This window comes from Faecalibacterium sp. An58 (genome assembly GCF_002161515.1).
GTDB lineage: Bacteria > Bacillota > Clostridia > Oscillospirales > Ruminococcaceae > Faecalibacterium > Faecalibacterium avium.
The window spans coordinates 161,272-173,964 of record NZ_NFHX01000004.1 but is presented as its reverse complement, the minus strand read 5'-3'; the positions used below and the strand labels follow the sequence as shown (position 1 = coordinate 173,964).

The following is a 12,693-nucleotide window of genomic DNA, read 5'->3' as shown; positions in this document are numbered from 1 at the left end:
GGCCCTGCGCCGGATCGAGGAAGCGCGCCGCAGCCACAGCGTCTTTGACGCCGGGGTGCCGTTTCACACCATCGACACCCAAAACCGGGCGGTCCTCGGCCTTGTCCGCGAGAACGAGAACGAGAAGTTCATCGGCCTGTACAACTTCGGCGGCGAGCGGTGCACAGTCTGCACCGGCGAAACTGGCCTCTATACGGATCTTGTCACCGGTGAAGCCGCCGATGCCGGAAACGTCCCTCTGGAGCCCTTTGGCTTCCGGTGGCTCTGGAAAGAAACGCCCGCCCATCCCTGACCGAAATCCATGCAAAAAATCCCCGCTCGGACGAATGCCGCATCGTTCATTTGCATTCCTCGTATGGATCGCATCTCCCAAGCCTCGGTTTCGGGGGCGCGTTGCCTCATAGCTTGGGAGAGCGCTTGAATGGCATTCAAGAGGTCAGCGGTTCGATCCCGCTTATCTCCACCAAGACAAAGACCTGAAGCAACTGCTTCGGGTCTTTTTTGTTTGCCAGCCTTCAGAAGCTGTTACAATGAAGATAAATGAATCCTACGCTTTATTGATCGCATCCTTTTTCCCAGCAGGCGAGATCGTCCATGGAAATGCCGATTTTCACTGTAAAGTTGTATGGATCGCTTTCCATTCCATTTTCTCATAAAAAGTCCTTTTTATAGCCCTTTTAAAGTGTTATTCTATGCACAGAAAAGCTTCTGTTCCTTCCGACGTATCCGAAAGGGTGAAGATCACCATGCAAAGTCATCATCCGACTGCATTTCTTGCGCATCAGTCTGAGGATAAGAGCCGCGTTCAGACGGTGCTGGAACACCTGGAGGGCACCGCAGCCCTGGCCGAGCAGTTTGCTCTCCCCTTCGGAGGCGGCGAACAGGCCCGCCTGGCCGGGATGCTCCACGACATCGGCAAATACAGCGAGGCCTTTCAAAGGCGGCTGCAGGGCAGCAGCTGCACGGTGGATCATTCCACTGCCGGTGCGCAGGAAGCGTCCCGCCTGCGGCAGCCGGAAGCGGCTTTCGCCATTGCCGGCCACCACAGCGGCCTGCCGGACGGAGGTTCTTCCACCGACCGCAGCGAGATGCCGACCCTATGCGGACGGCTCAAAAAAGCAGTCGAGCCTTACGAAGCCTGGTCCCGGGAGGTCCAGCCCAGCCTCCCAAACGCCAAACGTCCGGCACAGATCGCGCCCGACCATCTCAGTGAAGCCTTTTACACCCGAATGCTCTATTCCTGCCTGGTAGACGCCGACTTTTTGGACACCGAAGCCTTTATGCAGGAAGATCCAGCGCCGCGCGGCGGGTATGCGTCTCTTTCCGACTTGCTTCAGAAACTGCGGCAGTACATTGCCCCCTGGCTGACTCCTTCCAATGCGCTGAACCGCAAGCGCTGTGAGATCCTGCAGCACTGCCTTGCTGCCGGTCGGGAACGGCCCGCCGGCCTTTATACTCTGACGGTCCCCACCGGCGGCGGCAAAACCGTTTCCTCTCTGGCCTTCGCCCTTGCACACGCCGAGGCCCGCAAAATGTCCCGGGTCATCTATGTCATCCCCTACACGTCCATCATCGACCAGACCGCCGATACCTTCCGGACCATCCTGGGGGATGAAAATGTCCTTGAGCACCACTCCGGCGCAGACGATTCCGCCAGCGACGATTCTGTGGATGCCGCTCTTTACCGCAAGTTTCTCGCGGCAGAGAATTGGGATGCGCCCGTGATCGTCACCACAGCAGTGCAGTTTTTTGAATCCCTCTACAGCAATCGGCCTTCCCGCTGCCGCAAACTGCACAACATGGCCAACAGCGTTGTGATTTTTGATGAAGCTCAGACATTGCCCGTCCATTCTCTGCTGCCCTGTGTGGAAGCCATCGGCCAGCTGGTGCAGTCCTACCGCGTCACTGCCGTGCTCTGCACCGCCACGCAGCCAGCCCTGCAGCCTCTGTTTGCGCAGCTGGCGCCCCGCCTCTCGATGCAGGAACTTTGCCCGGACACCCAGTCCCTCTATGCCTTTTTCCGCCGCACCACCCTGTGCCAGGCCGGCGCTCTGTCCGAAGAATCGCTTGCCAGCCGGCTGAACACCCAGCCGCAGACCCTGTGTGTGGTCAATCGCCGCTCCACAGCGCAAAAACTCCATGCCATGCTGGAAGCAGAGGGGCGTTATTGCCTGACCACCCTGCTCTGTCCTGCCGACCGCAAGCGCCTTCTGGACGAGATCCGCGCCCGCCTGCAGGAAGGCAAGCCCTGCCGGGTGGTCTCCACCTCTTTGGTCGAAGCCGGCGTGGACGTGGATTTTCCTGCCGCCTGGCGGGAAGAAGCCGGCCTCGATTCCATTTTGCAGACAGCGGGCCGCTGCAACCGGGAAGGGCGCCGTCCTGCCGCCGAAAGCCTTGTCACCATTTTCCGTCTGGAAGGCCAGCGCGCCCCTGCCATGATCCGGCCCAATGTAGATTCCACCCGCAATGTGCTGTCGCACTTTTCCGATCCGGCCAGCCTGCCGGCCATTGAAGCTTATTTTTCCTTTTACCGTACCCTGAAGGGCGACGCCGCTCTGGATCAAAAGGGGATCCTGGACGCTTTCCGCCGCGGTTACCAGGGCTGCGCCTTCCCGTTTGCCACTGTGGCGGAGCAGTTTCATCTGATCGACTCCCCCACCGTCACCCTGTATCTCTCCCTGCAAGAGAGTCAGCCCCTCATCGCCCAGCTGCAGGCGGGGCTGGCCAGCCGGGCGCTTTACCGAAAGTTGGGCCAGTATGCCGTCCAAATTTATCCCAGCCACCTGCAGGCGCTTTTAGATGCCGGCGCGGCGGAGCTCCTGGACGGCGCTTCCTATCGTCTGACCGATCCTTCCCTGTACGACCGGAATATCGGCCTTTCTCTGGAAGCGGACACCGGCAGTGCGCTTTTGATCTGAAACGCCGCGAAAAGGGCGGCAAAAGAGCAGAAACATGCAAAGTATAGAAAATTTCATTGAAAGGAGACTTGAACCGTGATCCGACTGGAGGTCTGGGGGCCTTATGCCCTGTTCAGCAGGCCGGAATTGAAGGTGGAAAAGGTTTCCTATGATGTCCCCACGCCCTCTGCGGCGCGGGGCATGGTGGAAGCTGTCTATTTTCATCCCGGGCTGCGCTGGCACATCGACCGCATCTATATCCTGAACCCCATTTCTTTTACCAACATACGCCGAAATGAGGTCCTGAGCAAGATCTCCGCCCGCAATGTCCGGCAGACCGCGCAGGGCGGACGGCAGGAGCTGTACCTCGCCGCGCCCCAGGAGATCGTACAGCGTTCTTCGCTGCTGCTGCAGGACGTGCACTACGTCATCGAGGCCCACTTTGAGATGACCGGCAAGGCCGCGCCGTCGGACAACCCTGGCAAGTTCCAGGATATCGTGACGCGGCGGATGGAAAAAGGGCAGTGTTTTTCGACCCCCTATCTCGGCTGCAAGGAGTTTCCCGCTTCGTTCCGCCGCTGGCCGGGCGGACAGATCAGGACCATCGACGAGACCCGAGATCTCGGCTTGATGCTGTACGACTTCGATTATACCGACCCGCAAAACATCACGCCCACCTATTTCCGTGCCAGGCTGGAAAACGGTGTCCTTGACGTCCGGAATTGTGAGGTGTTTCGATGATCCTGCAGGCATTGACCCATTACTATGAAGATCTGCTGGAACAGGGCAAAATCGGCCGCCCCGGATGGAGCCAGGTCAAAGTGTCCTACGGGCTGGATCTGGATGAAGAAGGCAACCTTGTCCAGCTGCTCCATTTGCAGCAGGAAGTCACCCGCGGCAAAAAGAAGGCCCTGGTCCCCCGCGAGCTCCTGCTGCCCGCGCAGGTGAAGCGAAGCGCCGCCGTTGCGCCCAACTTCCTGTGCGACAACAGCGGCTATTTGCTGGGCGCAGACAGCAAGGGCAAGCCGGGGCGCACCGCCGACTGCTTTGCCGCTGCCAAATTCCTGCACACAGAACTTTTGCAGAATGCCGGTTCCCCGGCGGCCAAAGCCATCGTTCGCTTTTTTGCGCGCTGGGACCCCGCTCAGGCCTCTGCCTGCCCCCTGCTGCAGGAAGACTGGGAGGATCTGATGAAGGGCGGCAATCTGACCTTCTTTTACAGCGGCCGGCCGGCTGTGGAAGATCCCGCCGTCCGCGACGCCTGGCAAAGCCGTTACGACGCAGGCAATTCCGAAGGCGCAGAGGATATCCTCTGCCTGGTGACCGGCCGCCATGCACCCCTCGCCCGGCTGCACCCCAATATCAAGGGGGTCGCCGGAGCCCAGCCCACCGGCGCGGCGCTGGTCTCCTTCAATGGGCCGGCATTCTGCTCTTACGAGCATGAACAGGGCAGCAATGCGCCCACCAGCGAATACGCCGCTTTTGCGTATACCACCGCGCTCAACACCCTGCTGACCGATCGGAACCACGTCTGCCGGGTGGGAGACACCACCATCGTGTTCTGGGCCGACGGCTCCGACACCGCTTATCAGGACTGCGCCATGTTTGCCCTGTTCGGCGGCGGGATAGAGGAAAGCACCGCTTATCGGGAAGCCGATCTTTTCAACGTGCTCAGACAGTTGTCCAGGGGGCAGCCTGTCGACTGGGACGGCAGCCGCCTTGATCCCGGCACCCGATTCTGCATTTTAGGGCTTGCCCCCAATGCCGCCCGCCTGTCGGTCCGCTTTTTCTGGCAGAACAGCTTCGGCGAACTGGCCAAGAACCTGTCCCGCCATTACGAGCGGCTGAACATCATCCGCCCCGCGTACGTCCAGAATACACTGCTGACCATCTGGCGCATGGCCCTTGAAACGGTCCGCAAACCCGCCCCCGGTTCCAGGCCCCCCGATCCGGTCCAGCGCCTGGCAGGCGACCTGCTGCTGGCCGTCCTGAACGACGCCCCCTACCCCGCCACTCTGCAAAACGGCGTCCAGCTGCGCATCCGGGCCCAGCAGGACATCACCTGGGGACAGGCGGCCATCCTCAAAGCTTATTACAGCCGCAATTCCACCAACGAACAATGCAAGGAGGTCATGACCATGGAACTGAACGAACAGAGCACCTATCTGCCCTATGTGCTGGGCCGGCTGTTTTCGGTGCTGGAGGCGATCCAGCGGAGCGCCAGCCCCAACATCAACACCTCCATCAGAAACCGCTATTTCAACGCAGCGTCGGCCACCCCGGCCCTTGTGTTCCCCACCCTCGTCAACCTCGCGCAGAAACATCTGAACAAACTGGATGGCGGACTGGCCGCCTACTATGAAAAACGGCTTGCCGACCTGCACAGCCGCATCACCCAGACCCTGCCCGCCCGGATGACCCTGGACGAACAGAGCGCCTTCCAGATCGGGTACTACCACGAGACCCAGAACCGCTACGTCAAAAAGGAGGAGAAGTGATCATGTCCGAAGCCATCAAGAACCGCTACGATTTCGTCATCCTGTTCGATGTGGAAAACGGCAACCCCAACGGCGATCCCGATGCCGGCAATATGCCCCGCGTGGACCCCGAGACCGGCTGCGGCCTGGTGACGGACGTCTGCCTCAAGCGGAAGATCCGCAACTATGTGGAGGACGCCAAAGAGGACGCCCCCGGCTACCGCATCTACATCAAGGACCAGGTACCCCTCCAGCGCAGCGACGCCGAGGCCCTGACCTACCTGGGTGTGGACAAGGACCTGAAGGCCGCCAAAAAGGACGACCCCACCCTGGACGGCAGGATCCGCGACTTCATGTGCCGGAACTTTTATGACATCCGCACTTTCGGCGCGGTGATGACCACTTTTGTCAAAGGCGCGCTGAATTGCGGCCAGGTGCGGGGCCCGGTGCAGCTGGGCTTTGCCCGCAGCATCGATCCCATCCTGCCCCAGGAGATCACCATCACCCGCATCGCCATCACCACCGAATCGGACGCGGAGAAGAAGGGTACCGAGATGGGCCGCAAGTACATCGTCCCCTACGGCCTGTACCGCGCAGAAGGCTTTGTTTCGGCCAATCTGGCCCGCAAGGTCACCGGCTTTTCGGAGGAGGATCTGCAGCTCCTGTGGGAAGCGATCCTGAATCTGTTCGAAAACGACCACAGCGCGGCACGGGGCAAAATGGCCGTGCGCGAGCTGATCGTTTTCCGGCATGATTCCGAGCTGGGCAACGCCCCCGCCTACAAGCTGCTTGACGCGGTCCACGTCCAGCGTGTGGAGGGCGTGACGGTCCCCCGCAAGTACAGCGACTATCAGGTGACCGTCGATACCGATCTGCCCGCCGGCGTCACCTGCCAGAGGCTGACCTGATGGGCCCTGACCGTTTCCTGCAGATGTCCGGCATCCAGCATTTCTGCTTTTGCCGGCGCCAGTGGGCGCTCATCCATCTGGAACAGCAATGGGCCGAAAACCTGCGCACTGCCGAAGGGCATCTTCATTTGTTTTGACTGAAAGCAGCTATCTGACTTTGGACGGCGAAAACGTTGTGGTCAAGCAGGGGAACGCCGAAGCTGCGCGGTTTCCGCTGCATACTCTGGAAGGCATCCTCTGCTTTTCCTACGCGGGCGCCTCCCCCGCTTTGATGGGCGCCTGTGCCCAACGGAATGCAGACCTGGCATTCTTCACGCCGCGCGGGAGGTTTTTAGCCCGCTCTGTCGGAGAAACCAAGGGAAACGTTTTACTTCGCCAACAGCAGTTCCGCGCAGCGGATGATCCCAGTGTCAGCTGCCGCTACGCCAAAGGGTTTCTGTTGGGTAAGATCTACAATGCCCGCAGCGCGCTGCAGCCCTTGCAGCGCTGGCGGTCGCTCCCCTCGCGGGGAGCGTGGATAGAAATATCGTTGTCCAGCAAGGGCACCCCGCGTCCGGCAATGTCGCTCCCCTCGCGGGGAGCGTGGATAGAAATTTTAGGTGATTTGATTGTCCATGAGCGCCTTTTGGTCGCTCCCCTCGCGGGGAGCGTAGATAGAAATTGGGTATTTCTTGCTTTAGCCCGCTGGCTCGGCTGGGTTTGCTATTTTAGACAATTCCCTTTATCCAAAATATCCATTCAAATAATCAGCCGTATCCTTGCTCACTTCAAACGTCATATCGAATCCGCCAATTTCAAAGCTGACATACGCTCCATTGTATAGGGTAATGGTAGCAATATCATATAGCGTTCCATCCGTATCCGTCTGCCCCAGTTTGATGGTTTCCTCTTGCGCCAAATTGAAAGAACCAATTTCCACCGCATTATCTGGCAGCGTTTTTAATTCCCATTGGTCTAAATTCAGCGCCGAAACAAAATCCTCGATTTTCTCTGTGTCAGTAATCGTATCAACCACTTCCGATGTATCAGCGGAAATAACTGCTATTTCCTGCGCTTTTGCAATATCATCGCCATAATCAAAAGCATTTGTGTTTTCCTTGGCTTGACAGCCGCAAAGAAGCGTCAGTATTGCCACGAATGCAATCAATGTTTTTTTCATAATATTCTCACTTTCCTTTCTGTTGATAGGCTTCATTCATAATTAGCAGTCGATAGGCACGAACAAGACCAGACATATAAATACAGAAAAATATTCCAATTCCTGCAACAATCATTCCCGCAGCTAAAGAAATATTATTTTCTAAGGTTAATTCTGCTGGAACAATTAAAGGGAAAAACAGAAAGCCCAATGCAATGAAGGCAATTCCGATCAAGTTAAATAGTTGAAGAAATTTCTTTTTTTCTGCGTATGCTGTATTTAATTCAGCCTCTACGGCTTTGTCAAATAGTAGTGGCTCATTCCAGAGTTTTCTATATGGATTATCTGCTATTTTGACAGAGAATAGAAGAACGATCCCCACAATCCATACCAGCATAAACAGAAGTGTGAAAATATCTGACCACATAAACGAGAATGAAAGGCTTCCGACCATGATACCTACGGCAAGCGCAATTCTAAGATGTTTCCACTTTTGGTACAAAAGAAAACCATTTGCCATTTCTCGACTGACATAAATTCCTTTTTCATCTGGGCTTATCTCTGGCTTTTCTGTATCTTCTTCGTTGAGAAGATAGTCTAAAGATACATGAAACAATTTACTCATTCGGACAATTTTTTCAGTTTCAGGGTATCCATTATCGGTTTCCCCCATCTAAAGACACCGAGTGTATTTTTCAAAAAATCATTCTACCTTGCCAATAAAGCGATAGTAAATTTCGATTTCCTGGTCTTTGGTGCCGTCTGGGTTCTTGACGGCTTCGTGGACCAGGATCTTTTCGATCAGGGCATTGAGCAATTCCGCTGTCAGTTCTGTGGGGTTGGTGTATTGCTTGACGAGGTGTACCCACTTTTCAGCATCGGCGGCGCTCTGTTGCTGAGTGGCAAGAGCTGCTTGCAGCGTTTCTATTTTCTGGGCCAGCTCTTGCTGTTCCGCCTGATACTTCTGAGACAGCATATTAAAGTTGTACTCTGTAATACGCCCTGCGACCCAATCCTCGTACATCTTGGCAAACAGGTGGTCGAGTTCGGCTTTGCGCTTTTCTGCCTTGTTCAGCTCTGTTGTCTGCTTTTTCTGGCTTGCTGTCCGCTCCTTGTCGCCGGATCGGAGAAGCCGCTGTACCAAGTGCTCCTCGTTGAGAGCAGCTTGTCCGGCCCAATATTGGACCCGCGCCAGGACATAGGTGTACAGAACATCATAGCGGATATAGTGCATGGTGCACTGGTGCAGGCCCTGACCGTTTTTGCTGCAGTGGTAGTAGCTGTAAGGCTTCTTGTTTTGCCGGTTGGTACTAAATGCCAGGGACCAGCCGCAGTCCGCGCATTTCACTAAGCCCGAGAAGATCTGAGTAGAGCCGTCCTTCTGCTGGCGGCGGCGCGTCGCGATCAGTTCCTGTACCCTGGCAAAGTCCTCTTTGCTGACAAGCGGTTCATGCGTGTTCTCCACCCGGAACCATTCCTCTTTCGGTTTGCGGACCTTTTTCTTGTTCTTATAAGAGATATTGGTCTGCTTATTGTGGATGCTGTTGCCGATATAAGTTTCATCCTTCAAGATGGATTTGACTTGCGCGATCGTCCAGGCATAGGCTTTTTCTTCGGGCGCGCCGGCATAGATATTGGCGAAGGTCCCGTCCCGTTTATAATTGATCCAGCCAGGAGTCGGCACTTTCTCGTTGACGAGAATGCGGGTGATCCTGGCGGCTCCCGTGCCGTGTACAGCCAGGTCAAAGATCTTCTCCACGATCCAGCGGGTCTCCTCGTCAATGGCAAGTGCGTTTTTGACTTCTGGGTGCCGCTTATAGCCGAGGGGCGCGTAGGCGAAGGTGCGCTGTCCGGCGGCGAATTTGGCGTGAAGGGCAGCTTTGACCTTGCGGCTGGTATCCTTGGCGAACCACTCGTTGAACAGATTCTTGAAGGGGACGAAATCGGACAGTCCCTTTTCGGTGTCCTCGTTCTCAGTGATAGAGATATAGCGGACCTGCTTTTCCGGGAAAATGAACTCCAGATAGTAGTCCATCATGACGTGCTCGCGTCCAAAACGGCTCAGGTCTTTAGTCACGATACAGTTGACCTTGCCGGCCTCCACATCGTCCATCATCCGCTGGAAACCGGGCCGCTCAAAATTGGTGCCGCTCCAGCCATCGTCCACATACTCGCCGACCACAGGAAGGCCTTGTTCCTTGGCGTATTGCCGTAAGATGGTGCGTTGGGTCTCAATGCTGACACTGTCGCCGTAGTTCTCATCGTCCCGGCTGAGGCGCATATACAGGGCAGTGTTGTAGATTTTTGCGTTGTTCGGTTGTTTCATCCGAAAATCCTCCTTTGTGCTGAAACAACCCACGCTTACCATACTTCCAGCTTTATTGTACCGTAAGCGTGGGCTGAAATCAACGTCTTTGCAAGAATTTGTTGGCGAAAACAATCGGGGGGTGTCAGGCAAGCCTGGCCGCAAACTGGATGGCGTCCTCCACAAGGTGCTCCATTTCCTTGCCCCGTGGAGTGAAATGCTCACGGATCTTGATGCGGGTGCCGCCGCAGTAGAAATACTCAGTGCCGTCGGGGTCAGTGGCATAAAAGGAGGTGTTTTCCAGAGTGGGTTCTGGTTCAGAAAAATTCCATGCGGCCTCCTGTTCGGGAGGCGGGTCGAAGATAGGCTCAAAGCAGGAACACAGGTCGATGGGTTCAAAGAGTTCGGATTCAAAAAAGTTCGTCACGCGATCCCTTCTTTTTTTCTGAAAAGGTTGTATTGGCAGGCAAGAAAAAAGAATTTCGGTAGCCGCTACCGAAATTCTTTTCTGTGGTAATATGAAAGTGAGTAATTTTTTATATGGTGCGTTTTGGGTAAAATGCTATTCAACGGACAAAATCTGTCCGTTGATTTCAAGGAGGACTTGATCGGGACCGGTTGGTCTGAGCTACTTTGACCCAGACTACTTTAGCTTCATAAAGAATGGCGTGTATAGTGCGTTTCAGATGATTTGCTATGTACGTGCGTACAGACTTCGTACATACGTACATAGCAAAAAGGCCAAGTTCTCCCATATACGAAATCACCGGTCCCAAGAGGGGGAGACTCATTGAGCCGCGGCTTCTGCGACGCGCTGCCGGTAGCTCTTTTGCCGGCAGGCGTTTGAGCAGAACCTGGTGTCAGCTCGTACAGGGTCAAAAGTTTTACCACAACAGGCGCAGGTCAACTCACCCCGCACCCGACGCCGCCGGATGCTGTTGCGGAGGTTGAGAGCCTTGTGGCCGCAGGTCTCGTAGCGGCAATATTTTCGGTTGTAGGTCTGGGTATAAAGCAGCTTGCGGCAGTATCCGCAGCGGAATTGCCGGACGCCGTAGCCGCCTGTTTCATACATGGTCTTTAAGATGTCCTGGTTTTCACGTTCCCATTGTTCGGTCGTCATAGCAGGAGTCCTCCTTTCCGGGTAGAGTGTTACAGGTATGCGGTTGTGAACGAAACGGTCACTACCGTTTTTCTGTAACATGGTTGAGGTTGCTTGTTCCCAAAAAGGGAACAAGCACATAAATGTAATGCGGCCTTGTTACGGTTATGTGGCTGTGGTCAAAATGACCAGAACCACATAGTTGTAACGCTCTTTCCGTGAAGCGTTACGGCTATCTAGGTGTGGGCAAAAAGCCCACGCCTACAAAGCTGTAACAGCCGGGCAGATTTGCCGTTCTCCCTGCATGAGCTTCCTGCCCCCTTCCGGCGGCGTTGTCCGGCTCGCTCCTTCAGGAGGTCCTGGCCGGGTATTCCATGCAGACGGTCGTTCGGTTCTCAAAGTGCAAACAGGCAATGGAAGCAAAAAACGCTACACAAACAGACCGGAAAAGCTCTCCTTTCTCGGGAGGTTCCCAGTTCTGTTTTATGTAGCGATTCGATTTGTTCTAAAACTGCTCCGATCACTCTGAATGCTTTGAGAATCGAGCTGAAATATCTATAATGAATTTTCTATATTCAGTTGTTTGGCGAGTATACCATGAGATGATATAAAACGTCAACCGTTTCTTACACCAATGAGTGAATTTCAGCAGGCTGCAATAAAAGAAACTGAAAATTTTGCCAAAACGCCAAAAGAAAAATCATGTCAACAAATTTTAATTAGTGGTTTGCGTTTGAGCACTGCATCGCTCACTGGCTGTAAATGTTCAAAAGCGAACGTGGTTGTCGCAAGCAGTGCTTGCTGGTACCAAATGTTCCAGCAAGCAATTCGTCTGGCTATCCATTTTGCCAGACGATGTTTGTTGGTGCTCGCCCCAAACCCCATGGAACGCAGAAGTTCCTTCTGCGGCTGCGCGTTCCTGCAAAACGCTGAAGGTAGAAGGTATATCTCATTTATCTAGACAAATTGAAGAAGAAAACAACAGTCAGATGGCGTAGCCTGTTCAGCCCAGAATAAGTGCTTGCAGGTGTATGGTTACCTGGGTGGTTATGTGAGCAGGCGCAAATTCTGGTAGGCGATCGGAACCTGTTCGATTTCCAAGTCTGATAGGATTTGGCAGGCGCTGGCAAAATACATACAATTTATTTCCTTTGCCATCTTGACAGAACATGGAAAAGAATGTATTATAACAGTGTTATGTAACGGTGCTATAAGGAGGCCTTTCTATGGAAGAAAAGTCTACCGCAACCTTGGAAAAAATCCAGGAGGCCGCTCTGGGCGAATTCCTGGACAAGGGGTTTCTGGGTGCTTCCCTGCGGCAGATCGTGAAGAACGCCGGGGTGACCACCGGGGCCTTTTACGGCTACTTCTCCAGCAAGGAGGCCCTGTTCAATGCCCTGGTGGAGCCTCACGCCGCCGCTCTCATGGGTAAGTTCATGGAGGCTCAGATCACCTTTGCCGAGCTGCCCGAGGAGCAGCAGCCCGCCCACATGGGGGTGGAATCCGGGACCTATCTGGACTGGATGGTGGACTACATCTGCCAGCACCGGGAACCCGTAAAACTGCTGTTGTGCCGGGCGGAGGGTACCAGTTATGAGCACTTTGTCCACAACATGGTGGAGATCGAGGTGGAGTATACCCTCCAGTACATGGAGGTGCTCCGCCGCCTGGGGAAGGACATTCCCATGCTGGACAAATCCCTGTGTCATATCATTGCGAGCGGGATGTTCAATGGGGTGTTTGAGATCGTGGTCCACGATATGCCCCGGGAGCAGGCGCTGCGGGATGTGGCGCAGCTGCGGGAGTTCTACACCGCCGGATGGCTGAAATTGATGGGGGCTTGACCCCTGTCTTTTTGGGATAAAAGTT

The 12,693-nt window shown here is 55.1% G+C and carries 12 protein-coding genes and 1 pseudogene; 8 read left to right on the top strand and 5 right to left on the bottom strand.

Annotated elements, in window-relative coordinates; all coding sequences use genetic code 11:
• The 7 genes and pseudogenes from B5G12_RS05585 to B5G12_RS15210 form a co-directional block, all read left to right on the top strand.
• Positions 1 to 292 (top strand): Beta-galactosidase C-terminal domain (locus B5G12_RS05585; protein ID WP_204245659.1); only part of this gene is annotated, 292 nt, incomplete at its 5' end.
• Positions 293 to 746: 454 nt separating this feature from the next.
• Positions 747 to 2,918, top strand: coding sequence for a CRISPR-associated endonuclease Cas3'' (locus tag B5G12_RS05580; RefSeq protein WP_087324202.1), 2,172 nt, complete (start codon positions 747 to 749; stop codon positions 2,916 to 2,918).
• Between the two features lie 75 nt (positions 2,919 to 2,993).
• The gene (cas5c, locus tag B5G12_RS05575; protein WP_087324201.1) at positions 2,994 to 3,638 is read left to right on the top strand and encodes a type I-C CRISPR-associated protein Cas5c; all 645 of its coding nucleotides are present in this window, start codon (positions 2,994 to 2,996) and stop codon (positions 3,636 to 3,638) included.
• Positions 3,635 to 5,395 (top strand): type I-C CRISPR-associated protein Cas8c/Csd1, encoded by a 1,761-nt coding sequence (gene cas8c, locus B5G12_RS05570; protein WP_087324200.1) that lies wholly within the window; start codon positions 3,635 to 3,637, stop codon positions 5,393 to 5,395. The genes cas5c and cas8c overlap by 4 nt, the downstream gene beginning before the upstream one ends.
• Before the next feature lie 2 nt (positions 5,396 to 5,397).
• Positions 5,398 to 6,282, top strand: coding sequence for a type I-C CRISPR-associated protein Cas7/Csd2 (gene cas7c, locus B5G12_RS05565; protein WP_087324199.1), 885 nt, complete (start codon positions 5,398 to 5,400; stop codon positions 6,280 to 6,282).
• Positions 6,282 to 6,407, top strand: a pseudogene (locus B5G12_RS14920) (CRISPR-associated protein Cas4); the annotation flags it as partial. The gene cas7c and the pseudogene B5G12_RS14920, both read left to right, overlap by 1 nt.
• Positions 6,371 to 7,105 carry a CRISPR-associated endonuclease Cas1 gene (locus B5G12_RS15210; protein WP_522731428.1) on the top strand — a complete coding sequence of 245 codons (735 nt, stop codon included), beginning with the start codon at positions 6,371 to 6,373 and terminating at the stop codon, positions 7,103 to 7,105. The pseudogene B5G12_RS14920 and the gene B5G12_RS15210, both read left to right, overlap by 37 nt.
• On the opposite strand, the gene B5G12_RS05550 is transcribed toward B5G12_RS15210, so the two are convergent.
• The 5 genes from B5G12_RS05550 to B5G12_RS05530 form a co-directional block, all read right to left on the bottom strand.
• Positions 7,004 to 7,441, bottom strand: a complete 438-nt coding sequence (locus B5G12_RS05550; protein ID WP_087324198.1) for a hypothetical protein — start codon at positions 7,439 to 7,441, stop codon at positions 7,004 to 7,006. The two genes, B5G12_RS15210 and B5G12_RS05550, sit on opposite strands and share 102 nt — an antisense overlap.
• Before the next feature lie 7 nt (positions 7,442 to 7,448).
• Positions 7,449 to 8,093 carry a hypothetical protein gene (locus tag B5G12_RS05545; RefSeq protein ID WP_144064100.1) on the bottom strand — a complete coding sequence of 215 codons (645 nt, stop codon included), beginning with the start codon at positions 8,091 to 8,093 and terminating at the stop codon, positions 7,449 to 7,451.
• A 30-nt stretch (positions 8,094 to 8,123) separates the two neighbouring features.
• Complete coding sequence (locus tag B5G12_RS05540; RefSeq protein ID WP_087324196.1) at positions 8,124 to 9,746, bottom strand: recombinase family protein; 1,623 nt, start codon at positions 9,744 to 9,746, stop codon at positions 8,124 to 8,126.
• A 124-nt stretch (positions 9,747 to 9,870) separates the two neighbouring features.
• Positions 9,871 to 10,152: a hypothetical protein gene (locus B5G12_RS05535; protein WP_087324195.1), complete on the bottom strand. Its 282-nt coding sequence runs from the start codon at positions 10,150 to 10,152 to the stop codon at positions 9,871 to 9,873.
• Positions 10,153 to 10,512: 360 nt separating this feature from the next.
• Positions 10,513 to 10,845, bottom strand: coding sequence for a hypothetical protein (locus B5G12_RS05530; protein WP_087324194.1), 333 nt, complete (start codon positions 10,843 to 10,845; stop codon positions 10,513 to 10,515).
• 1,205 nt (positions 10,846 to 12,050) lie between these two features.
• On the opposite strand from B5G12_RS05530, the gene B5G12_RS05525 reads away from it, so the two are divergent.
• Positions 12,051 to 12,668 (top strand): TetR/AcrR family transcriptional regulator, encoded by a 618-nt coding sequence (locus tag B5G12_RS05525; RefSeq protein ID WP_087324193.1) that lies wholly within the window; start codon positions 12,051 to 12,053, stop codon positions 12,666 to 12,668.
• The last annotated feature ends 25 nt before the right edge of the window (positions 12,669 to 12,693 follow it).

What these genes read in the sequence shown, in the direction of transcription:
- B5G12_RS05530 (WP_087324194.1), bottom strand. Translation starts at nt 10,845, where the DNA reads ATGACGACCGAACAATGGGAACGTGAAAACCAGGACATCTTAAAGACC.
- B5G12_RS05525 (WP_087324193.1), top strand. Translation starts at nt 12,051, where the DNA reads ATGGAAGAAAAGTCTACCGCAACCTTGGAAAAAATCCAGGAGGCCGCT.
- B5G12_RS05580 (WP_087324202.1), top strand. Translation starts at nt 747, where the DNA reads ATGCAAAGTCATCATCCGACTGCATTTCTTGCGCATCAGTCTGAGGAT.
- B5G12_RS05550 (WP_087324198.1), bottom strand. Translation starts at nt 7,441, where the DNA reads ATGAAAAAAACATTGATTGCATTCGTGGCAATACTGACGCTTCTTTGC.
- cas8c (WP_087324200.1), top strand. Translation starts at nt 3,635, where the DNA reads ATGATCCTGCAGGCATTGACCCATTACTATGAAGATCTGCTGGAACAG.
- B5G12_RS15210 (WP_522731428.1), top strand. Translation starts at nt 6,371, where the DNA reads ATGGGCCGAAAACCTGCGCACTGCCGAAGGGCATCTTCATTTGTTTTG.
- cas7c (WP_087324199.1), top strand. Translation starts at nt 5,398, where the DNA reads ATGTCCGAAGCCATCAAGAACCGCTACGATTTCGTCATCCTGTTCGAT.
- B5G12_RS05545 (WP_144064100.1), bottom strand. Translation starts at nt 8,093, where the DNA reads ATGGGGGAAACCGATAATGGATACCCTGAAACTGAAAAAATTGTCCGA.
- B5G12_RS05540 (WP_087324196.1), bottom strand. Translation starts at nt 9,746, where the DNA reads ATGAAACAACCGAACAACGCAAAAATCTACAACACTGCCCTGTATATG.